23 protein-coding genes are annotated in these 25,248 nt (G+C 49.7%); 15 read left to right on the top strand and 8 right to left on the bottom strand.

Going from position 1 to position 25,248, the window contains the following annotated elements:
- The first annotated feature begins 109 nt into the window (after positions 1–109).
- The 3 genes from AC50YG_RS01435 (at position 110) to purT (ending at position 5,045) form a co-directional block, all read left to right on the top strand.
- Positions 110–1,891 (top strand): ABC transporter ATP-binding protein, encoded by a 1,782-nt coding sequence (locus AC50YG_RS01435; protein WP_473757463.1) that lies wholly within the window; start codon positions 110–112, stop codon positions 1,889–1,891.
- Positions 1,891–3,720 carry an ABC transporter ATP-binding protein gene (locus tag AC50YG_RS01440; protein WP_473757462.1) on the top strand — a complete coding sequence of 610 codons (1,830 nt, stop codon included), beginning with the start codon at positions 1,891–1,893 and terminating at the stop codon, positions 3,718–3,720. The genes AC50YG_RS01435 and AC50YG_RS01440 overlap by 1 nt, the downstream gene beginning before the upstream one ends.
- A 143-nt stretch (positions 3,721–3,863) precedes the next feature.
- Positions 3,864–5,045, top strand: a complete 1,182-nt coding sequence (purT, locus tag AC50YG_RS01445; RefSeq protein WP_494824174.1) for a formate-dependent phosphoribosylglycinamide formyltransferase — start codon at positions 3,864–3,866, stop codon at positions 5,043–5,045.
- Positions 5,046–5,405: 360 nt separating this feature from the next.
- On the opposite strand, the gene AC50YG_RS01450 is transcribed toward purT, so the two are convergent.
- Positions 5,406–6,134, bottom strand: a complete 729-nt coding sequence (locus AC50YG_RS01450; protein WP_494824176.1) for a TylF/MycF family methyltransferase — start codon at positions 6,132–6,134, stop codon at positions 5,406–5,408.
- A gap of 143 nt (positions 6,135–6,277) precedes the next feature.
- Here AC50YG_RS01450 and AC50YG_RS01455 point away from each other — a divergent pair, with 143 nt between their 5' ends.
- The 5 genes from AC50YG_RS01455 to gyrA are packed head-to-tail and all read left to right on the top strand — an operon-like array spanning position 6,278 to position 13,536.
- A complete protein-coding gene (locus tag AC50YG_RS01455; protein ID WP_473757459.1) occupies positions 6,278–7,090 on the top strand; it encodes a GDSL-type esterase/lipase family protein in 813 nt (270 codons plus the stop codon).
- A gap of 14 nt (positions 7,091–7,104) precedes the next feature.
- Positions 7,105–8,064 carry an ABC transporter ATP-binding protein gene (locus tag AC50YG_RS01460; protein WP_494824178.1) on the top strand — a complete coding sequence of 320 codons (960 nt, stop codon included), beginning with the start codon at positions 7,105–7,107 and terminating at the stop codon, positions 8,062–8,064.
- Complete coding sequence (locus AC50YG_RS01465; RefSeq protein ID WP_494824180.1) at positions 8,057–9,043, top strand: ABC transporter permease; 987 nt, start codon at positions 8,057–8,059, stop codon at positions 9,041–9,043. The genes AC50YG_RS01460 and AC50YG_RS01465 overlap by 8 nt, the downstream gene beginning before the upstream one ends.
- 56 nt (positions 9,044–9,099) lie before the next feature.
- Positions 9,100–11,070 carry a DNA topoisomerase IV subunit B gene (gene parE / locus AC50YG_RS01470; protein WP_494824182.1) on the top strand — a complete coding sequence of 657 codons (1,971 nt, stop codon included), beginning with the start codon at positions 9,100–9,102 and terminating at the stop codon, positions 11,068–11,070.
- A gap of 12 nt (positions 11,071–11,082) precedes the next feature.
- Positions 11,083–13,536: a DNA gyrase subunit A gene (gyrA, locus tag AC50YG_RS01475; RefSeq protein WP_494824183.1), complete on the top strand. Its 2,454-nt coding sequence runs from the start codon at positions 11,083–11,085 to the stop codon at positions 13,534–13,536.
- On the opposite strand, the gene AC50YG_RS01480 is transcribed toward gyrA, so the two are convergent.
- Positions 13,527–13,694 (bottom strand): hypothetical protein, encoded by a 168-nt coding sequence (locus AC50YG_RS01480; protein WP_172455590.1) that lies wholly within the window; start codon positions 13,692–13,694, stop codon positions 13,527–13,529. The genes gyrA and AC50YG_RS01480 overlap by 10 nt on opposite strands.
- 196 nt (positions 13,695–13,890) lie before the next feature.
- Here AC50YG_RS01480 and AC50YG_RS01485 point away from each other — a divergent pair, with 196 nt between their 5' ends.
- Positions 13,891–14,295, top strand: coding sequence for a MarR family winged helix-turn-helix transcriptional regulator (locus AC50YG_RS01485; RefSeq protein ID WP_341278085.1), 405 nt, complete (start codon positions 13,891–13,893; stop codon positions 14,293–14,295).
- Between the two features lie 150 nt (positions 14,296–14,445).
- Here AC50YG_RS01485 and AC50YG_RS01490 read toward each other — a convergent pair whose 3' ends face one another.
- The 3 genes from AC50YG_RS01490 to AC50YG_RS01500 are packed head-to-tail and all read right to left on the bottom strand — an operon-like array spanning position 14,446 to position 17,391.
- Positions 14,446–15,774, bottom strand: coding sequence for a CapA family protein (locus AC50YG_RS01490; protein WP_494824185.1), 1,329 nt, complete (start codon positions 15,772–15,774; stop codon positions 14,446–14,448).
- Positions 15,758–16,525, bottom strand: coding sequence for an RluA family pseudouridine synthase (locus tag AC50YG_RS01495; protein WP_494824187.1), 768 nt, complete (start codon positions 16,523–16,525; stop codon positions 15,758–15,760). The genes AC50YG_RS01490 and AC50YG_RS01495 overlap by 17 nt, the downstream gene beginning before the upstream one ends.
- Positions 16,525–17,391 (bottom strand): class I SAM-dependent methyltransferase, encoded by an 867-nt coding sequence (locus AC50YG_RS01500; protein ID WP_494824189.1) that lies wholly within the window; start codon positions 17,389–17,391, stop codon positions 16,525–16,527. Before AC50YG_RS01500 ends, AC50YG_RS01495 begins: the two co-directional genes overlap by 1 nt.
- Before the next feature lie 148 nt (positions 17,392–17,539).
- Between AC50YG_RS01500 and AC50YG_RS01505 the strand changes: the two genes are divergently transcribed.
- On the top strand, positions 17,540–18,115 hold the full coding sequence (locus AC50YG_RS01505; protein WP_494824191.1) for a phosphatase PAP2 family protein: 576 nt from the start codon (positions 17,540–17,542) through the stop codon (positions 18,113–18,115).
- Positions 18,116–18,147: 32 nt separating this feature from the next.
- Here AC50YG_RS01505 and AC50YG_RS01510 read toward each other — a convergent pair whose 3' ends face one another.
- Positions 18,148–18,474 (bottom strand): helix-turn-helix domain-containing protein, encoded by a 327-nt coding sequence (locus AC50YG_RS01510; protein WP_473757452.1) that lies wholly within the window; start codon positions 18,472–18,474, stop codon positions 18,148–18,150.
- Between the two features lie 134 nt (positions 18,475–18,608).
- Here AC50YG_RS01510 and AC50YG_RS01515 point away from each other — a divergent pair, with 134 nt between their 5' ends.
- From AC50YG_RS01515 to pdaA, 4 genes are all read left to right on the top strand, one after another.
- Positions 18,609–18,797 carry a hypothetical protein gene (locus AC50YG_RS01515; RefSeq protein WP_341278079.1) on the top strand — a complete coding sequence of 63 codons (189 nt, stop codon included), beginning with the start codon at positions 18,609–18,611 and terminating at the stop codon, positions 18,795–18,797.
- Positions 18,798–19,053: 256 nt separating this feature from the next.
- The gene (locus tag AC50YG_RS01520) at positions 19,054–19,500 is read left to right on the top strand and encodes a carboxymuconolactone decarboxylase family protein (RefSeq protein ID WP_494824195.1); all 447 of its coding nucleotides are present in this window, start codon (positions 19,054–19,056) and stop codon (positions 19,498–19,500) included.
- A 65-nt stretch (positions 19,501–19,565) separates the two neighbouring features.
- Positions 19,566–20,471, top strand: a complete 906-nt coding sequence (locus AC50YG_RS01525; protein ID WP_473757450.1) for a sigma-70 family RNA polymerase sigma factor — start codon at positions 19,566–19,568, stop codon at positions 20,469–20,471.
- A gap of 83 nt (positions 20,472–20,554) precedes the next feature.
- Entirely contained in the window at positions 20,555–21,340 is a 786-nt protein-coding gene (gene pdaA / locus AC50YG_RS01530) for a delta-lactam-biosynthetic de-N-acetylase (protein ID WP_473757990.1), read from the top strand.
- A gap of 166 nt (positions 21,341–21,506) precedes the next feature.
- On the opposite strand, the gene AC50YG_RS01535 is transcribed toward pdaA, so the two are convergent.
- Positions 21,507–22,604, bottom strand: a complete 1,098-nt coding sequence (locus AC50YG_RS01535) for a branched-chain amino acid aminotransferase (protein WP_494824198.1) — start codon at positions 22,602–22,604, stop codon at positions 21,507–21,509.
- 121 nt (positions 22,605–22,725) lie between these two features.
- Here AC50YG_RS01535 and AC50YG_RS01540 point away from each other — a divergent pair, with 121 nt between their 5' ends.
- Positions 22,726–23,616, top strand: a complete 891-nt coding sequence (locus AC50YG_RS01540) for a LysR family transcriptional regulator (protein ID WP_494824200.1) — start codon at positions 22,726–22,728, stop codon at positions 23,614–23,616.
- Here the strand turns inward: AC50YG_RS01540 and AC50YG_RS01545 are convergent.
- On the bottom strand, positions 23,594–25,111 hold the full coding sequence (locus AC50YG_RS01545) for a methyl-accepting chemotaxis protein (RefSeq protein WP_494824203.1): 1,518 nt from the start codon (positions 25,109–25,111) through the stop codon (positions 23,594–23,596). The two genes, AC50YG_RS01540 and AC50YG_RS01545, sit on opposite strands and share 23 nt — an antisense overlap.
- Positions 25,112–25,248: the final 137 nt, after the last annotated feature.

The following is a 25,248-nucleotide window of genomic DNA, read 5'->3' on the forward strand; positions in this document are numbered from 1 at the left end:
AATCGGCTGTTTCAATGTAATATACGGAAATTTACTCAGATTGCTCCTGTCATGGGATGCTGATAATATTCATTCATGCTTACAAAAAAGAACAGGGAGTGGGATTTGTTTGGACGTCTTTAGGCAACTCAAACGATTTTACTGGGTCGAACGAAAATTCCTTCTGACCTCCATCGTCTGCCTGATGTTTGCGACAGCGCTCGGACTCGTATATCCGAATTTGCTTCGCATCTTAATCGACGATGTCATTAAAGAAGAGCAGTATGGCAAGGTGCCAGCGTTAGCGCTAACCGTTGTGGGGGTTGTGACGTTAAAGGGATTAATGCAATTTTTACATGGCTTTTTTGGGGGAAGGATCGGCAATCGAGTAGCTTTTAGGCTTCGCAATGCTTGTTATGACAAGTTGCAATCGTTATCTTTTCAATATTATGACAAAGCGAAAACAGGCGATCTCATGTCGCGCTTGACCGCGGATTTGGAAGCGATCCGCAACTTTATCGGCTTTGGCTTCGCCCAAATTTTGAACGTGGTGCTGATGGTCGTGTTCGGCGGAGCGATGATGCTGTCCATCCACTGGCAGCTGACATTAATTACATTGGTTACGATCCCGCTGCTGGTGTTTACAGCTTTGCGCTTCGAGCGCAGAATCCACCCGGCCTTTCAGGAAATGCGCCGCGCGCTCAGCAGCCTGACGACGGCCGTTCAAGAAAACATTACGGGTGTTCGCACGGTAAAATCCTTTGCCCGCGAGCCGCATGAAGTGAACAAATTTTCAGTGAAAAACGAAGCTTATCAGACGAACCAGATCGGTGCAGCGAAAATATGGGCGCATTATTTCCCTATTATGGAATTATGCGCCAACATAAGCGCAGTCATTCTGCTTCTAGCAGGTGGAATGCTCGTCATTAGAGGAGAGCTCAAGCTTGGCGAACTAGTTGCCTTTTTCAGCTTAACTTGGTACATTATCGGCCCGATGTGGGGCATTGGGTTCCATATTAACAACTATACGCAATCCAAAGCTTCCGGCGAGCGGGTGCTGAACCTGCTGAACGAGCATGTCCATGTGAAAAACCTCGAGCATGCTATTGTGCTGGACGATCAATTGGTTAAAGGGCATGTCCGTTTCAACAATGTAACCTTTCATTATCCAGATAAGGCTCCGGCATTAACGAATATCTCGATTGATGCGCCGGCAGGCTCGGTAATTGGTTTTCTGGGAGCTACAGGCTCTGGAAAATCGACGGTTATCCAGCTCCTCATGCGCGCCTACAATGTGAAAGAGGGCAGCATTACGCTTGATGGCATGGATATTCGTGACATTGACGTGTTCAGCCTCCGCAGACAGATGGCTCCTGTTTTTCAGGAAACGTTCCTGTTCTCCGCTTCCATTCGCACGAATCTGGCTTACGGCATGCAGGACGTAACGGATGAGCAGATTGAACGCGCTGCGAAGCTGGCGAAGGCACATGATTTTATTATGGAAATGCCGGAAGGCTATGACACCATTGTCGGTGAAAGAGGAATGGGTCTGTCTGGCGGACAGAAGCAGCGGATCGCGATTGCCCGCGCCCTTATTAAAAATCCGCATATTCTCATTCTTGATGATGCGACGAGCGCTGTAGATATGGAAACGGAGCATGAAATTCAGGCTGGCTTCAAGGAGCTTATGGCTGGCCGCACGACCTTCATTATCGCCCACCGTATTTCCTCGCTGCGCCATGCGGATGAAATTATCGTTTTGGATCAAGGCGTTGTCGTGCAGCGTGGCACGCATCAGCAATTGCTCGCGCAGCCTGGCCCTTATCGCGATACTTACAAAATTCAATACGCCGACTTTCCGCTCGAAGAGCTCGAGCAGGCGGGCGCGCAGTGGAAGGAGGGGGCGCTCTGATGAGCAGCACATCCGGCACGGATAAATACGATAAAAAAGAACGTTTTATTTACAAAGATGATGATGCGATCGAGAGGCCGTTTAACTGGGCGCAGGTGGGCAGATTGTTCGTTTATATGAAGCCTTATAAGCGCCAGCTGATCCCGGCCATCTTCATGATGATTATTGGCACACTGACGCGGCTCGCGACTCCCGCACTCGTCATCCTCGCGATTGACGAGGCCATCCAGCCGGCTGAAGGCGCGGCAAGCTTGCCAAAGCTTTACCTTTATGCTGGCCTAATGCTGCTGCTGTATGTCGTTCAATGGGCTGCCAACAGTTACCGGATCAAATATACGAATATTATTGGACAAAAGGTCATTTATGACCTGCGGCAGGATCTATTCAAGCATATCCAGAAGCTTAGCTTCCGCTTCTTCGACAAGCGTCCGGCAGGCTCCGTGCTTGTACGGGTTACGAATGACGTTAACGCCCTTCAGGACTTGTTCACGAACGGTGTTGTCAACCTGCTGATGGACTGCGTGCAGCTGCTCGGGATCGTTGTCATTTTGCTGGTCTGGAATTTCAAGCTGGGGCTTGCGATCATGGTGACGGTACCGCTGATGTTTATCGTTTCGACTGCGCTGCGCAAACGGATCCGCTTTGCTTGGCAGGACGTGCGGATGAAGCAATCGCGGATTAATGCCCACTTAAACGAAAGCATCCAGGGGATGAAAGTAACGCAAGCTTACGTCCAGGAAAAAGACAATATGCGTTTCTTCGACTACATGAATACGGTAAATGTGAAATCATGGAATAAGGCATCGGCGCTCAACCAAGCGTTTGGTCCGGTCATTGAAATCACCTCAGCGCTCGGTACATTTATTTTGTTCTGGTACGGTGCTCATCTGATTCAGCAGGGCGCGATTACAATCGGCTTGCTCGTTGGCTTTGCCAACTATATTGGAAACTTCTGGGACCCGATTAATCGGCTCGGCCAAATGTACTCCCAGCTTCTGATTGCGATGGCATCCTCCGAGCGGATTTTTGAATTTATCGATGAGGAGCCAAATGTAAGCGAGAAGAACGCAGCGAAGGCGCTGCCGAATATTCGCGGCGACGTTGTGTTTGACAACATTATTTTTGAATATGAAAAAGGGCGCCAAGCGCTCAAGGGCATTAGCCTGGAGGCCAAGGCTGGCCAATCAATCGCTCTCGTTGGGCATACCGGCTCCGGCAAAAGCACAATCATCAACCTGCTTTGCCGTTTCTATGATCCTGTAAGCGGCAGCGTGAAGATTGACGGGAAGGATATTCGCGATGTCACGATCGAAAGCTTGCGCTCCCAGGTTGGCATCGTTATGCAGGATACCTTCATATTTTCGGGCACGATTCGGGACAATATTCGTTACGGCAGACTGGGTGCATCGGATGCGGATATTGTGGAAGCAGCTAAAGCGGTGCATGCCCATGACTTCATTATGAATTTGCCGGATGGCTATGATACGGAAGTAGAGGAGCGCGGCAACATATTGTCAATGGGCCAGCGCCAGCTGCTTTCCTTTGCCAGAGCGTTGCTTGCGAATCCGCGCATTCTCATTCTCGATGAAGCGACAGCAAGCATTGATACCGATACGGAGCTGAAAATTCAGGAGGCGCTTAAGACGCTGCTTGCTGGACGGACATCCTTCATGATTGCCCATCGCCTGTCAACGATTCGCAATGCCGATGAAATTATCGTGCTGGATCACGGCCGCATCGTCGAGCAGGGCAAGCACGAAACGCTTATTGCCAAAAAGGGCATATACAATGGGCTGATTGAAGCCCAATATCGTTTCTTGTCAGCTTAAGTCGAATCGAAGCGGTCAAGGTCTTGATTTTTACTGCAGGAACCTCCACAATGGAAGAAAAAACAATTCGGAATAGGAATCGCTGCCCTGAAGGGGCAGACGCCGACAATTATCCGGTTTGCTTCCAGGAGGTTCTTTTTATTATGTATGGATCACCATTGTCCGGAGCTTCGCGCAAGCTTATGCTGCTGGGATCAGGAGAGCTTGGCAAGGAGGTGGCGCTCGAAGCGCAGCGGCTCGGCGTTGAGACGATTGCTGTGGATCGCTATGAGAACGCGCCGGCGATGCAGGTTGCTCATCGCTCTTATGTGGCTGATATGTTGGATGGAGCAGCACTTAGACGTATCATTGAAGAGGAGCGCCCAGACTATATCGTGCCGGAAATTGAAGCGATTGCAACGGAAACGCTGCTGGAGCTTGAACAGGAGGGCTTCCGCGTCATTCCAACGGCTCGCGCTGCGTGGCTGACGATGGACCGGGAAGGCATTCGCCGCCTTGCTGCCGAGAAGCTTGGCCTGCCGACGGCCGCCTACCGTTTTGCCGATACGCTGGAGGAGCTGCGTGAAGCGACAGCAGCGCTAGGTTTCCCATGTGTCATTAAGCCGATCATGAGCTCATCTGGCAAAGGGCAAAGCGTCTGCCGCAGCGAAGCGGAAATTGAAGCCTGCTGGAGCTACGCCATGGAAGGCGGTCGCGCAAAGAAGCAGCGGATTATCGTTGAAGGCTTTATTACGTTTGAATCAGAAATTACGCTGCTTACGATTCGCTCTGTATCAGGCACAAGCTTCTGTGCGCCTATTGGTCATGTGCAGAAGGATGGCGATTACATCGAATCATGGCAGCCGCATGCGATGAGCACCGAGCAAATCGAGCAGGCGGAGGAAATTGCCCGCAAAGTGACCGAAGAGTTGGGCGGCTACGGCCTCTATGGCGTCGAATTGTTCCTTACGCAGGGTGGTGTGCTGTTTAGCGAGGTTTCTCCACGTCCGCATGATACGGGCATGGTTACGATGGTGACGCAGGATTTGTCTGAGTTTGCGCTGCATGTTCGCGCTGTATTGGGCTTTCCGATTCCAACGATCAGGTTGCTGTCGCCAGGTGCTTCACACACGCTCAAAGCGGATCGCGAAAGCAGCGAGTTCCGTATTGGCGGTGTGAAGGAAGCGCTGGCGCTGCCGCATACGCAGGTGCGTGTATTTGGCAAGCCGGAGACGAAGGTTGGGCGCCGGATGGCTGTTGCGCTCAGCACGGCTGCAGATGTGGAGCAAGCACGGGAAACGGCGCGGCAAGCGGCGGAGCTGCTGCACATCACATACGGAGAATAAGCTGCAGAAGGGCTGCCGCGTCCAGTTATCGTATGGGCGCAGCAGCCCTTCTTTCCCGAAATATAAGCATTTATAAGTTTCCCATTTATCATTAGGCTTATATTTCTCGGACTGAAACGCGCCACGCCGCCAGAGGACGGCGATAGCCGTTTCACCTTGAATTCTAAGCATTTATAAGTTTCATCCTTATATCCGCTTAGAATTCTAAGGCAAAGCTCTTCGCTCGTCCTAGAAGGACGACGAAGTCATTTTTGCTTGAAATATAAGGATTTATAAGTTTCACACTTTTAAATGGGCTTATATTTCTCGGACTGAAACGCGCCACGCCGCCAGAGGACGGCGATAGCCGTTTCACCTTGCCTATTTTGTTTTTTTCCAGTATACGCCTGTTGAATCTATCGTGACGAGCGGATCGGTAATATGATAGGCGTTGCGGAAATCGGTTACAGCTGCGGAGCAATAGCCAATGGAATAATCGTCAATGACGATAAAGCCGCCGATGGTTACTTTGGGATACAGATGGGTCAGCGCATCCATCGTCGAGGAATACATGTCGCCATCGAGGCGGGCTATTGCTATTTTATTCGTTGGCGCCGCCGGCAGCGTATCCTTGAACCAGCCTTTAAGAAAGATAATGCCATCGTCATACAAATCGTATTTTTGAAAATTGCTGACGACCTCAGGCAGGGAAACGCGCAAAAAGTCCTGTTCGTGAAATTTCGAGGTTTCGTCGATCGGACAGCGGGCCTCCGGCTTTGGCAGTCCTTCAAAGGAATCGGCGACGATGACTTTCCGGTTCGTTATGCCATGTACTTTTAGAAAGCCGCGCATGAAAATACATGTCCCGCCGCGCCATACGCCTGTTTCAATGAAATCACCCTCGATATTGTTGCTAATGACAGCATTCATAAGCTGATGCAGATGATTCATGCGGATACGCCCGATCATACTATGTGCGATGAGTGGCCAATCGAGGCCTTGAAAGCGATTTTCCTTCGTAGCGCCAGGCTCATGCTCCAGCCAAATTTCAAATAATATTGCTTTTTTCAACATTTCCAAATACATCTCTTTTGGTGTATTATTGCTCATAATCACAGTCCTTTTCTTTTTTATGGTTAACGTATGAATATGAATCAAGTTTGAAAATGGCTTGTGTATACGACCACTGGCGCGAAAAACTTATATATCGCCCATCATTTGTAAATGATTGTGAAAAAGGAGAGAGACAAGCGATGCGTTCATCCAAAAGATTAGGCATTATAATTGGCAGCTGCTCCCTGTTAATCACGATATTAATGCTTGTAGGCATTGGTTATTCGATTAAGGATCAGTTGTTTCCCTCTGTTTCGGCACAGCCGCAGGGTACGGCGCTGCCAGGCCAGACGCCTGAGAAAAATCAGCTTCGCATTGTAGCGATTGGCGATTCTCTGACCAAGGGTGTTGGTGATTCTACAGGCGAGGGTTATGTCAAGCAGGTCGTAGACAGCTTGGCTGCTGATCCGGACAAGCAGGCGGAGCTCGTCAACAATTTGGGCATTAGCGGCCTGAGAGCCGACCAGCTTGCAGAAAATTTAAAGACGGATAAGGGCATCGCTTATGCGCTTCAGCAGGCCAATGTCATTTTGCTGACGATTGGCGGAAATGACCTGTTTCAATCGCTGCAGGGTGCTGGGGATTCCAATACTTCTGCAACTGCTGAACAAAGCATGTCGCTCGAGCAGGTAGAGAAAGGGCTTGAGGAGGGCTTGAAGCGGCTGGATGATGTCCTGTCGGAGCTGCACCGAATTAATCCGGACGCCCGCGTCATTTATATGGGGCTTTATAATCCGTTTTTTGATGTAGAAGAGCTGCGGGATGGCAGCTTGCAGGTACAGAAGTGGAATGAAAGAGCTTATGAAATGCTGCATGGATATTCGAATATGACGATGGTACCGACATTCGATTTATTTGAGGAACGGATTGGCAGCTACTTGTCCTCAGACCATTTTCACCCGAATCATGAAGGTTACAAACAAATTGCGCAGCGGTTCGTGCAGGCGTTGTAGCAGAAGGAGTCGCTATGGAACAGTCAAATTTAGTGCTGCAAGTGACAAATCTAAGCAAAAAAATTCGCGGCAAGCAAATTATTCACGATGTCAGCTTTGAGGTGCGGGCGGGTGAGATTTTTGGGTTCCTTGGACCCAATGGCTCTGGCAAAACGACGACGATCCGCATGCTGGTCGATCTGATTAAGCCGACCTCTGGGCAAATACGGATTTGCGGGCATGATGTGCAAAAACAGCCGGAGCAGGCGCTTCGCCATATCGGGAGCATTGTAGAAAACCCTGAAATGTATGGATTTATGACGGGCTGGGACAATTTGCAGTATTTTGCCAATATGCTTGATGATGTGGATGAGGCGAGAATTAGCGAGGTTGTCGAAATCGTCAGTCTGACAGAGCGTATTCATGAAAAGGTCAAAACGTATTCGCTCGGCATGAAGCAGCGTTTAGGCATTGCCCAAGCGTTGCTCGGACGTCCGAAGCTGCTTATACTTGATGAACCGACGAATGGGCTTGATCCTCTGGGCATCAAGGAGCTGAGGGCTTTTGTGCGAATGCTTGCTGGAGAAGGCATTAGCCTGTTCATTTCAAGTCATTTGCTCAGTGAAATTCAACTGATGTGCGATAGAGTGGCCATTATTGACAATGGCAGAGTGCTTGCCGTAGGCTCGGTGGACGAGCTGGTGCAGCAGGCTGGAACGTATGTATTATGGCAGCTGGAGCCTCGGGAGCAGGGTATTGCTTTGCTGCTGCAAGGCGGCAAGGCAGCAATCGTCTCGGAAGAGGAGCACCGTATCGATGAAAGCGTGCTTGCGAGCATGCCGGGGGCAGTCGTCACTACGATGCCGCTGGAGGATATTGCAGGTACCGTGAGCCGACTGGTGGCAGCAGGCATTAGCGTAGAAGGGGTGCACAAAGCCGCTCCTACACTGGAAGAATTGTTTTTGAACATGACGGAGGGGAAAAGCCTTGCATAAACTACTGCTTCTTACCGAGAATGAAACCTTGAAGATGTGGAAAAAAAGAAGGTTTCTCGTCATTATCCTCGTACTCCTTGTTATTATTCCAATGTTCACGTATGCTCAGTTAACCGTAGCCCAGAACAATAAAGACAAATTTGCCGACTGGCGCAATGAGGTGCTGCAGCAAATTACGGATATGCAAAACAGGCTGTCGAGCAATCGGATTCCTGAGGAGTGGAAAAAGCAGCAGCGTATAGCCGTGCAGCAGCTCCAATATTATTTGGACCATGATGTCAATCCGAGCAGCCCGAACGGCGTGACGTTCACGCGGGAATTCATGAATAATGCGGTAGGGCTGTTTATTCCGCTGCTGGTCTTGACCATTGCCTCTGATCTCGTATCCGGAGAACGCGGCACCGGAACGATCAAAATGCTGCTCACCAAGCCGGTTCGCAGATGGAAGGTGCTGCTTAGCAAGCTTGCGGCGCTTACGCTTTATGTATCGCTGCTTGTCGGGGTGATGGTGCTGCTTTGTTATTTGATATCGGGCCTGTTTTTCGGCTATGGAGGCTGGGGCTTGCCTATATTTACCGGTTTTATAATCAATGACAGCGAGGTCGACACAAGCTTTGTGCACGTTGTTCCCCAGTGGCTGTATATGCTCATGCAGACGGGACTCGTATGGCTGTCCGCCATGACCGTAGCGATTCTCGCCTTGATGGTATCGGTTCTTGTCAGAAGCACGGCGGCAAGCATGGTCATTATGATGGCTTCCGTTATTGCAGGAACGATCCTTTCGAGCATGTCCTCCTCATGGGAGAATGCCAAATATTTATTCGCCGTCAACCTCAATTTACCGACATATTTGGAAGGATCACCGCCGCCGATTGAGGGCATGTCATTTTCTTTTTCCCTTATCGTGCTTGCGATTTGGGCGATTGCGGGGCTTATTGTCTCGTTCAGCGTCTTTACTAAACAGGACATCTTGAATTAAAATAGCTTGAAGATACGGTAACGATGTAACAAGTGCTGCAGATAAGGGGGGCGCATATGGCAGAGCATACAGATGTTTTTACACAAGCACCGGCCGCGGATCGGAATTATGAGGCCGATGATATACAGATTCTTGAAGGCTTGACAGCCGTACGGAAACGTCCGGGAATGTATATAGGCTCTACGAGCAGCTCAGGGCTGCATCATCTCGTTTGGGAAATCGTCGACAATGCTGTCGACGAGCATTTGGCAAAGTTTTGTTCCGCCATTGAGGTAACTTTGCACAAAAACGGCTCCATTACGGTCTATGACAATGGACGAGGCATTCCGACAGGGATGCATAAAAGCGGCATTCCAACGCCGCAAGTTGTATTTACGATCCTTCACGCTGGTGGGAAGTTCGGCGGCGGGGGATATAAAAAATCAGGCGGCCTGCACGGCGTCGGCGCTTCGGTAACAAATGCGCTATCCGAATGGCTGGAAGTGGAAATTTTCCGTGATGGAAAAATACATAAGCTTCGGTTCGAATATTGGGTAGATGCGGATGGCAAGGAGCATGTCGGCGAGCCGACAACGGGACTCGAAGTGACGGGAACGACATCGCGTACGGGAACGAAGGTTACGTTTAAGCCGGATGGACGCGTGTTTCAGACGGGAACTACGCTAAATTACGATACTTTGGCGGAACGGCTTCAGGAAATCGCTTTTCTCAATTCGGGGCTGAAAGTAACGATCAAGGATGATCGCAGCGGCAAGCTCGATGTATTCCACTATGAAGGCGGAGCGCGCCAGTTCGTCGAGTTTCTCAATGAGGACAAGTCGGTGCTGCATGACGTCATTCATTTTACTGGCGAACGTGAGGATATCGAGGTTGAAGTGGCGCTTCAGTACAATGATGGCTATACGGAAACACTGGCTTCCTTCGTTAATGCCATTCCTACACGCGGCGGCGGTACGCATGAAACGGGCTTCAAAACCGCGTATACGCGCGTCATGAACGATTATGCCCGCAAAGCCGCGATGCTGAAGGAGAAGGACAAAAATCTGGAAGGCAATGATCTGCGCGAAGGCATGATGGCGGTCATCAACATTAAGATGTCTGAGGTAGAGTTCGTCGGCCAGACGAAGGACCAGCTCGGCAGCGCATCTGCACGCGGCGTCGTCGATGCGATTGTGACGGAGAAAATGCAAGTGTTTCTCGAAGAAAATCCGCAGGTTGCGCAGCTGCTGCTCAAGAAGGCCGTTCAGGCTTCCAGGGCGCGTGAAGCGGCGCGCAAGGCGCGGGAAGATATGCGCAGCGGCAAGAAGAAGAGCGAAAGCTCCAATCTTGGCGGCAAGCTGACGCCGGCGCAATCGAAGGATGTTACGCGCAATGAGCTGTTTATCGTCGAAGGCGATTCGGCGGGCGGCTCGGCCAAGCAAGGCCGTGATTCGAAGCATCAGGCGATTTTGCCGCTCAAGGGCAAGCCGATGAATCCGGAGAAAGCCAAGCTGCATGATATTTTGAAAAACGACGAGTATAAAATGATTATCGCCGCGATTGGCGCAGGCGTAGGCCCGGAATTTGATTCCGAGGAATGCAACTATCACAAAATTATTATTATGACGGATGCCGATACGGATGGTGCCCATATCCAGGTGCTGCTTCTGACGTTCTTCTATCGTTATATGAAGCCGCTCATTGACAGCGGACGCGTATATATTGCTCAGCCGCCGCTTTACAAGCTGACGCGGAAATCCGGCAAGCTGGAAACGGTGCGTTATGCATGGACGGATGAGCAGCTGCAAAATTATTTAAAGGAATTCGGCAAAAACTTTGAGCTTCAGCGCTATAAAGGGCTTGGCGAGATGAATCCGGACCAGCTGTGGGAAACGACGATGAATCCGGAAACACGGACGATGCTGCAGGTGCAGATCGAGGATGCTGCGAAGGCGGAGCGCCGTGTGTCTGCGCTGATGGGCGACAAGGTTGATCCACGCAAGCGCTGGATTTTGGAAAATGTTGATTTTGCGGAATATCAGGAATAGGAGGCAAGCAGCATGAGCATTTTGGAACAGTTTCTTCCAGCTTTTCTTGAAGAAATCGTGGGCGATCGTTTCGGCCGCTACTCTAAATATATTATTCAGGACCGCGCCATTCCCGATGTGCGCGATGGCTTGAAGCCGGTACAGCGGCGTATTTTGTACGCAATGTACGATTCCGGCAATACGCCGGACAAGCCATATCGCAAGTCTGCGAAAACGGTCGGCGATGTAATGGGCAACTATCATCCTCACGGAGATTCGTCTATTTATGAAGGTATGGTGCGGATGGCACAGCCTTGGAAAATGGGACATATACTCGTTGACGGTCACGGCAACTGGGGCTCGATGGATGATGATCCCGCTGCGGCCATGCGTTATACGGAAGCTCGTTTATCTCCGCTGGCAATTGAACTGCTGAGAGATATTGATAAGCGTACGGTCATGTTCAAGGATAACTTTGATAATACGACGAAAGAGCCGGTTGTGCTGCCGTCTCGCTATCCCAATTTGCTCGTAAATGGGACCAGCGGCATCTCTGCCGGCTTTGCGACTGAAATACCACCCCATAACTTGCGTGAGGTCATTGATGGCTGTATCGCGGTTATGAACCGCCCAGAGACGACGCTCGAAGAGCTGATGCAAATTATTAAAGGGCCTGATTTTCCAACGGGCGGACTGATAATGGGTGAGGAAGGCATACGCGATGCTTATGCGACCGGCAAAGGCCGCATTTATTTGCGCGCCAAGACAGCGATTGAGGACATGCGTGGCGGACGCCAGCAAATTGTAATCACCGAAATTCCTTATCAGGTTGTCAAATCACGCCTCGTGACGGCCATGGAAAACATTCGTCTAGAGAAAAAGGTCGAAGGTATCGCTGAGGTTCGCGATGAGAGCGGACGCAACGGCCTGCGGATCGTTATCGAGCTGAAGAAGGATACGGATGCAAACGGAATTTTGGCTTATTTGCTTAAAAAGACGGATTTGCAGGTTGCCTACAGCTTTAATATGGTGGCCATTGTTAATAAAACGCCACAGCAGCTCGGCATACGCCAAATGCTGGATGCCTATATTGCGCATCAAAAGGAAGTTGTAACATTCCGAACGCAATATGATCTAGAAAAAGCTGAGGATCGTGCCCATGTGCTGGAAGGGCTCGTTAAGGCGCTGAATTTGCTTGACGAAGTGATCGCAGCGATTAAGGCTTCCAAAAACCGTGCCGACGCACAGCAAAATCTCGTGCAGAAGTTTGCGTTCAGCGAGCGCCAAGCGGATGCGATTTTAACGTTGCAGCTCTATCGTCTGACGAATTTGGAAATTACGTCGCTGGAGAAAGAGCATAAGGAAGTAATGAAGCGCATCGCTTATTTGCGCAGTATCCTGAACAGCGACAAGAAGCTGATTGGTGTCATTCGTGATGAAATGATGGAAATTCATGCGAAATTCGGCATTAACCGCCGTTCGGATATTCAGGGAGAAGTAGAAGAGCTTAAGGTAAACCTTGAGGTGATGGTTACACCTGAGGAAGTGCTCGTTACACTTAGCAATGAAGGCTACATGAAGCGGACAAGCATGCTGTCGTTTACACGCTCCGGCGGTGAGGTTGGCAACGCGGGCGTGAAGGAAGGCGATATCGTCCGCGGCTTGTACGCTGTCAACACCATTGATAATTTGCTGCTCTTCACGAAAAAGGGACAATATTATACGCTGCCCGTCCATCAAATTCCTGAGTTCAAGTGGAAGGATACAGGGACCGCGGTCGTCAATATCGTACCGATTCCGAAGGATGATGCGATTATCAGCGTCATCCCCGTGAAGGATTTTAATGTTCCAGGCGCTTCGCTCGTCTTTGTTACCAAACGTGGACAGGTGAAGCGGACCGAGCTGAAGGATTACATGTCAACGCGCTCGACTGCGATTGCAGCCTGCAAAGTTGCCGAAGGCGATGAGGTCATTAAAATTATGCCGAGCGACGGTACGAAGCAGCTGATGCTCGTCAGCAAGCAAGGCTGGAGCATCCGGTTCTCCGAAAGCGAAGTAAACCCTATGGGGCGTGTCGCTGGAGGCGTGCGCGGCATGCAGCTGAAGGAAGACGACGAACTGATTGCGGCAGATTGGGTCTCCGAGGATGAGGGAGAATTATTCGTCATCTCTGACCTTGGATATGCCAAGCGCTCGCTGCTGCTGGATTACCCTGTTCAGGGCAGAGGCGGCAAAGGCGTTCAGACGTTTGAATTTAAAGAAGGCAAGCGCGTGAAGCCGAATGGCTCAGCACTCGTTTATGCTGTTTATTGCAAGGAAGCGATTGATCTGATCGCTCTAACCTCATCCGGGGCTAAGCTGCCGATTACGACGGAGAAATCGTCGATTGATGATCGCAGATCGATAGGGCGGACTATCGTTCCGATCGAAAAAAATGATGCCATAACAGCGGTCATTGTCCGCCCGTCTGATGTCATTCAATCATAAGGGCGATTAGGCGGATCAAAGCGTTCAATTAACTGGATCATCGCATCCAACATAACCCACAATGGTACGAGCTCATCCGGGCGATCGAGCCATTGTGGGTTTTTTATAATGCCGTAAGCTTTAATTTTGCGAATGATTTCGGCTTTCTCGTTGTCCATAGAGGTTCACTCCTTATGAGGTGAGGATGGCGAAATAGGGAAAGCGCCCAGATTCATTGTATGTCTACTCTTGTCAAAACGTTCGGGTATATCGCAGTTTGTGAGGGAAATTATTAATTGGGTTAACCTTTTATTCGACAATCTCGGATGGTATAATTGGAATTAAAGAGAAATTGGACAGGAAGCGGGTGCATGAATGGTTTCTGATGAATTTACTCGATTGTGGACGAAGCTAAGCAGAGAATGGAGGACAGGTCTGGAAGAGGGGCTGGCGCCGCTCACTGAAGGTCAGCTGAATGTGCTGGATTTATTGCTGCAGAACCAACCGATGAAGCCATCTGATCTATTGCAGCATTTGGCCACGACACCGGCAGCAATTACTACTTTGCTCGATCGTATGGAGCGTAATGAACTAATTGTACGTACAAGAGATACAGCCGATAGACGAATTGTATGGATATCCGTTTCCGGCAAAGGGAAATCAGAGGCGCAGCGTGGCAAGGAAGTACGAACAAAGCTCATTTCCGAAGCGCTGGATCGGATTTCCTCCCATAATCAGCAGCTGCTTGTTTACTTATTAGGCAAGGTAGCGAATCGATAGTTTGGCCATTGCAGAAGGCAGGTGAACAGGCGAGAAAGGCAAGACGCCTGCGCTATATTCTGTGCATGAAACGGGCGTTGCCGTCTAAGGACAGCAACGCCCGTTAATGCTCACCCTTCGGTCTGCTGCCTCGCATGCTCTAAGAAGCTTCTAAGACATTGATTCGAGCCTTGTACGCAGCAGGTTGAGATTTTTTTTCAGAGAAGCATATAGATCCGGTGTGAGCAGCTTGCTTGACTGCTCCGCCAGCGTTTGCTCGACAGGCAGTATGCGATAGCGATAATTATGATCCGGTTTGTAGCGGTAGACCCAAGTCGGAATCGCTTCAATATCGGCAAGCTGGATGCTGCCGTCCCCGTTATTTTTGCGAATAAGCACTTGATAAATAACGCCATAATCCTTCGTGTCTCCACGCTGGTTGGAAATAAAATTGCCCATCGAATATATAATAAGTCCTTGGCGCTCGCGCCCGTTGTCATCCGTTGCCTCCAGCACCTCATAGGGCTGAATAACATGCGTATGCGAACCTGCAATAATGTCGGCTCCTTCCGCAATCAGCTTGCGGGCAAGCGTCTTCTGCTCCTCATTTGGCTTCGTCTGATACTCCGTTCCAAAATGGAGCGCCACCGTAACAAAATCAGCTCCTGCTTTCTTCAGCTTCTTAATGTCACCAATCATTTTTTGCTCGTCAATTAGCGGAACCATGTAGGGTTTTCCTTTAGGAATAGCAATGCCGTTCGTACCATATGTGTATGCGAGCAGCCCCATGCGAATCCCGTTTTTTTCGACGATAATATTTGTATCCGCTTCCTTTTGTGTGGCGGCGGAGCCTTTTATTATAAATCCTTTCTCCTTCATATGCGCAAGCGTCAGCAGCAGCCCTTTCTCGCCTTTATCGAGCACATGATTGTTTGCATTGGTCAGTATGTTGAAGCCGGCGTTTTGCAGCGCATCAAGCAGGGCAACGGGCGCATTAAACGTCGGGTAACCGGTATATTCGAACGCTGATCCGGCAACAGGCGTTTCTAAATTCGCCAAAACCCAGTCGCCTTCCTTCAATATCGGCTCTACATCTTGAAAGAAAGGGTCAAAGTTATAGCTTTTCGTTTTTTTATTATAGGCCCCTGGCAGCTCCGGGGAGTGCATCATAATATCGCCAACTGCGACCCATAGCGCTTCCTGATAGCTATTAGAAGGGCTGGATGGGGGAGAGGCTGCTTCCTGCGTTGTTGTCGGCACTGGTGATGGGTCAGATGAAGGCACAGGGGAGGTCGTTGCACTAGGAGCTGTTGTCGGTTGTGCGCTGGCGCCTGATTCCGACGTCATTGTAAGCGTGGAATCGCCGCTGTTAGCGGTAAAGCTAGCAGTAAATGGTAATGAGCTTGCTAGCGTCGGGAAAAAAATAATAAGGAGTCCTGCTGCTGCAAGCAGCAGCAGGAGCAAATTGACGGCAAGATGAATTTTAGTCCTTCGGCGCATATGCGGAATCTCCTTCAGCCAAGTAGACGTCTGCTGCGGCTTCCAGCTCGGCTTGCGGCCACCAGCCCCAAGCTTTCGAGCCATAAGGGATGGAGCGGAAGCAGACGTGTTCCTTCGTTATGGGATGGGAAACCGAAACGGAAGTAGACCAAAGTGCGATATCGGAAACGCCGCCCGTTTGCGGCGCTCCATATTTGCGGTCGGCCACCAGCGGGCAGCCGATAAAGGCCATTTGCGCGCGAATTTGATGAGGCCGCCCCGTATGCAGCATGACAGCTACCAAAGAATAACGGTCTGAACTGGATATAACGGTATATTCCAGCACAGCTTCCTTCGCTTCAGGCGCTTCCTGCTTGAATACGGTCACCTGATTCAGCTTCGCATCCTTGCGAATAAAGTGGCGAAGCTTGCCGCTTGCCGCATGAGGCTTGCCATGTACGACGCACACATAGGTTTTGCCAAAATTTCGGCTGCGGACAGCTTCGGAGAGCCGTGAGGCCGCTTTGGAGGTTTTGGCGAACAGCATTGCGCCGCCTACAGGCTGATCAAGCCGGTGAATAAGGCCGAGAAATACATTTCCCGGCTTATCGTGGCGTTTTTTTAAATCGCGTTTCAGTAGTGTCAGCATATCCGGCGTACCGGTGTGATCCTCTTGGGAGGGAATGCCCGGCTGCTTTACAACTGCCAAAATATGATTGTCCTCAAACAGCACTGGAATTTCGCCAATGCTGCCCCCAGAGGAGCCTGCCATTAGACAGACTCCCAGCGGCCCAATATGCCACAAGGCAGGTTAAGCCCGGATGCGGTAATAGGCAGGCCAATTTCGCCGCAATGAATGGCCCCGCCGAAGCGTTTCGCCATCGTCATATGGAGCAGATTATGAAGCACGGATGGAGATAGTCCCGTCGTGTACGAATTAATCAGCATAAACAATGGATTATCGGATAAAATCGTCGTGCAGAACTCAAGGAATGGGAACAGGTTCTCTTCCAGCTTCCATGTCTCGCCATTCGGGCCGCGTCCATAGGATGGCGGGTCCATAATAATAGCGTCATATTGACGACCACGACGCTGCTCGCGTTGCACAAATTTGAATACATCATCGGTAATGAAACGGATTGGCTTGTCGGACAGCCCGGACAGCTGGGCGTTTTCTTTTGCCCACTGCACCATGCCCTTGGAAGCATCGACATGAACAACCTCTGCGCCGGCTGCTGCTGCGGCAACAGTAGCTCCACCGGAATAAGCAAAAAGGTTCAGTACGCGAATCGGACGGTCCGCTGTGCGGATTTTGTTCATCATCCAGCTCCAGTTCACCGCTTGCTCAGGAAATAGCCCCGTATGCTTGAAGCTTGTCGGCTTAATATGAAAGGACAGCTCTCCGTAGGATATCGTCCAGCGCTCAGGCAGCTGGGAATTGAACTGCCATTCGCCGCCGCCTGAGGAGCTGCGATGGTAGTGGCCGTCTGTTTTTTGCCACAAGCCGTCTTCCTTCGTTATGGGCCAAATAATTTGCGGGTCTGGCCTGCGAAGAATATAGGAGCCCCAGCGCTCAAGCTTATCTCCATTTCCTGTATCTATTACCTCGTAATCTCTCCATTTATCTGATACGTACATGATTTTAGTATTCCTTCCCAATTTCAAAATTTGTATTATAATATTATGGTCAACGCTAATTATAGCGAAGCAAACAAGTTGAAGCAATTAGGAGAGGATATTTATTCGAAAGGGATTTTGGGGATGGATCGCTGGACTTGCTGCAGGCGTGCTTATATTTGCATTAACTGCACAGCAGGCTGTGCGCCTGGAGCTGTCACAGCTGGACAAAGAAATAGCCGCATTCGCTCAGCAAATGCGGGGAGAAGGCTGGACAGCTTTTTTTAGAGTGCTGTCTTATATGGGATCTTCGCTATTTATTATCGCAGCGACTTTTGCGCTTTTTCTATGGTTCGGCTGGCGCAGCGGCTGGCTGAAAGCAGCACCGATTATAGTTGGTACTGGACTTGTATACATAACGAATACTTTGGCCAAAATGGCGTTTGACCGGGGTCGGCCTGAGGAGGCTTGGGGAATAGAGGCAGCTAGCACAAGCTTCCCGAGCGGGAATGCCATGATGGCGCTTTCGCTTTATGGGTTGGCAGCTGTATGGATTGGAAGGGATGCCTGGTTCAGTCAAACGACGAAGCGGATCAGCTATGTACTCGCAGGATTGCTTATTCTATTAATGGGCGCCTCAAGGCTTTATTTCAGCGTCCATTACGCAACGGACATTATTGGCGGTTATGCAGCCAGCTTTGCTATCCTCGCACTGATGATGGCCGTTCTGACGGCTCGCCGCTAACGAAGGCAGCAGGGCATTACGATGGCTAAGATTTATTCCGACTCGCGTAGGACACTAAGCATCTTGTCAATGGACGCTTTTCGCTTGTCTTCATCCATATGATTCAGCAGCCGCAGCAGCTCTTGCGTTTCTTCCCTGGCCAGCCCAGCCTCTTGCTGGCGGGTTTCACCTTCAATAATATAATCCGTCGTTACATGAAAAAAGAAGGCGAGCTTAATCAGCGTTTCATATACAGGCTGGCGATTGTTAATTTCGTAATGACTGTAGGCTGATCGGGTGATTCCGATCGCACGGGCAACGGCTTCTTGCGAAAGATTTTTTTGTAAGCGGAGTTCCTTCAATCGGTCTCCCATCGTCATTTTAGTGGCTCCTTCAAAAAGGCTGAAATAATAATACAAGCTTAACTATTAATTTATGATACAAAATGTATCATTGTCAATAGTTTTGGCGAAATTAGCAGGAAATATCTGTATTTAGGGAGGGTGAATAAACAGTGGTACTAACCTTTGAATGTGTTTGCGGCAATCAAACTGGACTGTTCGCAACCGGAGATCGAGATGATCAGGGACGCGAATATTTGGAAGCGGAGGACGATGATCGCATCAGCTGGGTCGTGGGCGAGACAGGCATATTGTTCAAATGCTCCTTCTGCGGTCATACGTACCGATTAGAGAAGCAATAGCTTGTCGGGAGAGGTACCTTTTCGGAGTGGCATAGTAATGAGATTGAGTCATCCGTACAACTTGAGTGAGATATGAAATTCAATCTTTTTTTATGTACGTACAAGTTGGGGTGGCAATGCTGCTAACAAAAAGCCGGATTTTACGCTTTACGCGTAAAGTTCGGTTTTTTTTGCTTTTGTTTGTCACAAAAGAGGAGGCTTCTTTGTCTTATCTTATGAGAACCGAAAAACACCAACCTACTAGGAGGAATTTATCATGAAATTAAGAGTAAACTATCGCACGGCGAACCCGGCTATATTTAAAGCGTTGATGGAATTGGAGAAAGCAGCATCAAGCTCCGGCATTGATCCTATCACCTATGAGCTCATTAAGCTGAGGGCGTCGCAAATCAATGGCTGTGCTTTTTGTCTGGATATGCATAGTGAGGATCTTATGAACAAGGGCGAAAGCATGCAGCGCATTATGCTGCTAAGCGTATGGCGAGAAGCGCCAATTTATACGGAGAAGGAATGTGCTGTATTGGAATTGACCGAGCATGTGACTCAGGTTTCGGAAGCGGGAGTGCCGGATGAGCTGTACAATCGGGTGAGAGACTATTATGATGAAGCGGAATATACCGCATTAATTTTAGCGATTATTACGATCAACAGCTGGAATCGAATTGCCATTTCAACCAGCATGTTCCCTGGCTGCTTTGACTAAAGGGACATTATAGGCATTTATAAATTTGGTTATTTTGCTCTGTGAAAGGAAGTTTTGGACGCGAGATGGCGGATACTCAGGTGTTGTGGAAAGTAGCAGAGTGGTATGCGGATTATAAGTCGCTGCTTAGCTCGCTTGCATACAAGCTGCTTGGATCACGGCAGGAGGCGGACGATGTCGTCCAGGATGTTTTTGTGACGCTTCAGTCGGCGGAGCCTTATCCGCTGAGCAATGTCAAAGCCTATTTGTGCAAAATGACGGTCAATCGCTGTATGAATGTGCTGCAATCTGCCCGCCACAAGCGAGAAGCTTATGTCGGCGAATGGCTGCCGGAGCCATGGAGCGGCGATTATGGCGATGAGCCTTTGGAGCAGCTTGCGCGCAGGGAAACGATCAGCTATGCAATGCTCGTCATGCTGGAGCATTTAGCCCCATTAGAGCGTGCTGTATTTGTGCTGCGTGAAGGCTATGGATATGGCTACGATGAGCTTGCTGAGCTGGTAGGCAAGTCAGAGGCAAACTGTCGCAAAATTTTAAGTCGTGCCAAGCAGGCGCTTGACCTGTACCGCCAGCTTCCACAATCGCATGCTGAAGAAAGAGAGCTAACGGTGGACGCAGCTGCATTGGAGCCATTTGTTGCGGCATTTGAACAGGCCGATATTGGGAAGCTGCTTGCGTTGATGCGTCAAGATGCTGTGCTTATCACCGACGGCGGGGGCAAAGTTACTGCAGTGAGACGGCCCGTTATTAGCGCACGCCGCGCTGTCATACTGTTGCGGAGAATGTCTACGCACAGCCTGCACGCTGCGAGCCTATCTGTCTCCATCATAAACGGGCAGCCAGCGCTCGTCTTTCGCCGTGAAAAGGCTGTACAGGCGGTTATATGTCTGGAATGGGTTCATACGGAGGCCGGCAGCCGTATCAAGCGTATTTATACGATGTATAATCCGGATAAGCTATCGCTTATTTAATGTGAGGTTCTACTCATAATTTGCTTGCTGGATGCAGAACATAAAGCTGAGCAAGCAGCAAATGAATGAGGGGGAACAGCATGATGAAGCGTATGACACTCCGGCTGCTAAGCCTGTGTTTGGCTGTATGGCTAGGCTGCCTTGGCATGGGCAGCGCGTTTGCACAGCCGGGGGTTTATCATTTCGGGTTTAAGAAAAGCGCAGGAGGACAGCTGCCTTCGATTAATGAGGAGGGCTTTAAAGGCATCGTCCAGCAAAATGGGGCGATTTTCCTCGGCGATACGAAGCAAAAGGAGCTCTATCTGACCTTCGATAATGGCTATGAAAATGGCTATACGGCCAAGGTACTGGATACGCTTAAGGCCAAGGGTGTTCCTGCCGCTTTTTTTGTAACGGGCCATTTCATCAAAGATCAGCCGGAGCTAGTCAAGCGAATGGCGTCGGAAGGGCATATCGTTGGCAACCATTCCTGGAGCCACCCGGATATGACACAGCTAAGCTCAGGACAAATTCAGACCGAGCTCCAAAAGGTGGAGGAGCAGTCGGCGCTGCTGACGGGCCAGCAGCAAATGGCGTATTTGCGTCCGCCAAGAGGCATTTTCAGCAATCAGGTGCTTGCTGTCAGCAAGCAGGCTGGATATACTAGCGTATTCTGGTCGGTTGCCTATAAGGATTGGGACATTAACAGCCAAAGGGGCGCAGCATATGCCCAGGATCAAGTGATGCGCCAGCTTCATCCGGGAGCCGTTATATTGCTGCATTCGGTTTCCTCCGACAATGCTGGGGCCTTAGGAGCGATTATAGACGGTGCTAGGGCGCAAGGCTATACGTTCAAAAGCTTGGATCAGCTGACCAATCGCAGCTATTGATATCTACAGGCTGCTTTGCAAGTCGAATGGTTGCAGCCGAATACGATGAGTGAAAATGGAAGATATGCAAAGATAAAAACCAACCCCGTGCTGCCCTAACTAGAGCACGGGGTTGGTTTTATGTGTATACTGGGCATGCTGTACGCAGGAAGAGCGCCGTTATGTGTTATTTTGTTCCAGCGGTATATTGGGCACTTGGAAGTTCAACGGTCCAGCCAAATGGGTCGGCAATGACGCCCGTTTGGATGCCTGTTAACGTCTCATACAGCTTGCGTGATAAGGGTCCTGTCTCTCCGCCGCGCAGCAGCAGCTGCTCATCGAGGTAATGCAGCTCTCCAATTGGAGAAATAACCGCTGCCGTACCCGTTCCGAAAGCTTCCTCCAGCGTATCGTTATGATAAGCCTCGACAAGCTCGTCAATGGACAGCTTGCGCTCCTCAACGGGAATGTTCCACGATTTAAGCAGCTCAATAATCGATTTGCGCGTAATACCGTCGAGAATGCTGCCATTCAGCGCCGGAGTTACAATTGTGCCATTGATGCTGAAAAAGACATTCATGCTGCCAACTTCCTCTACGTATTTACGCTCAACACCGTCCAGCCACAACACTTGCGTACAGCCTTTAGCTGCCGCTTCTTCCTGAGCTTTCAGGCCTGCGGCATAGTTGCCGGCTGTCTTGGCATTGCCGACGCCGCCTTTAACCGCACGTACATACTCGGATTCCACAAAAATCTTCACCGGATGAATGCCTTCCGCGTAATACGAGCCGACTGGCGAAAGGATAATCATAAACATGTAGTTTTGCGAAGGGGCTACACCAAGTGATGATTCATTCGCAATAATGAACGGACGAACGTATAGGGATGTTTTATCCTCATCCGGAATCCAGTCCTGATCAACAGCAATGAGCTGCTTCAAAGCTTCCAGCGCAATTTCCTCGTCAAGATGCGGAATGCTCAGACGTTCGTTAGAGCGGTTAAGCCGTTTAAAGTTTTCTTCCGGACGGAACAGCAGTATGCTGCCTTTATCTGTGCGATACGCTTTCAAACCTTCGAACACCGTTTGTCCGTAGTGGAACACCTTGGAAGCAGGGTCGAGCGTAATCGGCTGGTAAGGAACGATTCTTGGGCTATGCCAGCCTTTCGATGCTTCATAGTCCATAATGAACATATGGTCGGTATAATATTTTCCAAACCCTAGTTGATCGGCTTGGGGCTTTGTTTTTTTGGTAGCAGCTAATTTAATGGCAATCGGTTGGCTCATTTTAGAATCCTCCCACTTATATTCGTGATAGTCGTGTAGTTGAATCGTACCACTTAACCAAGTATATTGATAATATCTGTTTTGTCGGATCATCATACTTTTTAGGTATAGGAGAATGCATATGGATATACGTCAGCTCAAATACTTTCTGGCGATCGCCAAGGAGGGGCAAATTACACGCGCCGCCAAGCTGCTGAATATGGAGCAGCCTCCGCTTAGTCGCCAATTAAAGCAAATGGAGCAGGAGCTGAACGTCACTTTATTTGATCGCAATGGCAAAAGCCTTGTGCTGACCCACGCGGGAGAGCTGCTGCGCGATAAGGCAGAAAGCTTAGTCAACCAATTTAATGAAACGATGCAGGAGGTAAGAGAGCTCGATGCGGGCATTCAGGGCGTGCTGCCTATTGGCTCGGTCGTTTCCTGCATTTCGCTGCTGCCGCCTGTCATTGAGCGGTTTCGGGGCAAGCATCCCGAGGTGACGTTTAAAATTTGGGAAGGCGATCATTATTTGCTGGGCAGCCAGTTGGAGAAGCGCAGCATTGAGCTTGTCGTTGCCAGACTCCCGTTTGAATCGGCGTCTGATTCGCTGCCTTATTCGATTTTGCCGCTGCCATCCGATCCGTTTGTAGCCGTACTGCCTTCAAAGTGGAGCACAGATCCACACAAGCAATCGATGCAGATGAGCGAGCTTAAGGATTTACCGTTTCTTGCCCTCAAGACGGAGCGGACAACGGCGATGCATGAGAAGGTGATGATTGAATGCCGCGCTCATGGCTTTGAGCCGAAAATCATCTGCGAATGCTCCAGCGTCGCCATTATAATGGCACTTGTGGCAGCTGGGATCGGCGTTACCGTCTTTCCCAAATCGGTCATGGCCTCTTTCCCGCTGCCAACGATTCGCATGCTGGCCATCACGGACACGGATTTTCAATCAGATGTCGGTATCGTTTGGCTCAGGAATCGTTATCTTTCCAATGCCGCCCGTCATTTTATTCAAATGTTTCAGCAATAGCCGCCGCTTCGGGCTCTTCCGGCGTTATTTTGAATTTGCGCGTTTCCTCCCGCAGCTCAGTAGAGAGCGATGTCAACGCTTCTGACGAAGCGCTCATTTGCTGAACGGTCGCCATTTGCTCCTCCGAGAAGGAGGAAATGTTGCGAATGTCCTCGGCAATGCTTTGCGACATCGTAGCTAGGCGTTCCGACAAATCAGCCATCGTGCGCGAGTCATCGCCAAAATGGCTGACAGCCGCTGTAATTTCTCCAATATGAAGTGAAGCTTCTTGTACGGAGGTATCGATATTACGGAACGACTGGCCGGCCTGCTGGACCACCTTCATGCCCGCTTCCGTTTCTTCAATACCTACGCCAATCGAATGGGAGGCGGTATTCGTATCCTTTTGAATATTGGCGATGAGCTCGAAAATTTGTTCTGCGGAGACGCGTGCTTCCTCTGCGAGCTTGCGCACTTCGCTTGCAACGATGGCAAAACCTTTGCCTTGCTCGCCGGCATGGGCCGCTTCTATTGAGGCATTCAAAGCGAGCAGATGCGTCTGGCTGGCAATCGCCGTAATGACATCGGCAATGGCGCCGATCTCCTGCGACCTTGCCGAGAGCTGATGAATGATCGCGAATGTCTCTTCCGTCGAATGTTTTATCTTCTCCATTTGAATAACGGTTTGTTCAATAACCGAGCCGCCATAATTTACCTCTTGAACGACTAGGGCAGACGCATTCAGGCTGATGTCCGCAGACTGCTTCATCATTTCAGCCCGTTCGAAGTTGCTTTCGGCTTTATGACGTGCACCCAGCATACCCTCATGCTGCTGCTGGACTTGCCCGGATATCGTAATGATATGAGCCGTTAGCTGTTTCGCGGCCACTGTATTTTTCTCCGAGCCGTCATGTAAAAGCAGGGAAGAGGTAGCTACTTGCTCTGCTCCTTGATTGATTTGTCCGATGAGCTGCAATAAATATTGCTTCATTCGGTTGATTGCCCGGGCGGTTTCACCAATTTCGTCATTTTGCTTCAGGGTCAGCTCAGAAACGAGTAAGTTTCCGTCAGCAATTTGTTCAATGTTTCGCGATATGCGAACAACAGGCTCTGCTATGTAATGGCTGATGGCTCGTGCAACAATTAAGCCAAGCAATATAATGAGACACGTAAGAAGCGGAAAAAGCAATTCGGCAACGCTAGCGTTTTTTTCTGAACTGTCGTCCTGAAGAAGGGTATTCAGCTGTTGCTGCTCATAGTCAAGCCATGCCCTGACTTTATCGGATGCTCCAGCATTTGTCGCTGCTGCGGCCGCATCGGCCAGAAGCTGTTGTCTCTCTGTATTGACGATGCTTTGCTTCAGTGCAGCATAATCCTTATCCTTGAGATTCAACTCAAAATAGGAGAGGCCTGACAAACCGATAATTAAGACGAGAATGATTGAAAATCCGGCCATGATTTTTTTGCGAAGCGTAAAGGTTAGCAGCTGATTGAATTCAGATTTAAAGTCGTTCACCACAGTTCCTCCTGATATTTATAGAATGATTTTTTGGCATGTTCTTGTCGAATAATAACTCTTGTTGTCAGTTAATGTTATTGTACAATATAATCATTTTGTACCGTTAATACTATTTTTGTGATTCTTAAGGACTA

The organism is Paenibacillus sp. J31R34, from assembly GCF_059383715.1.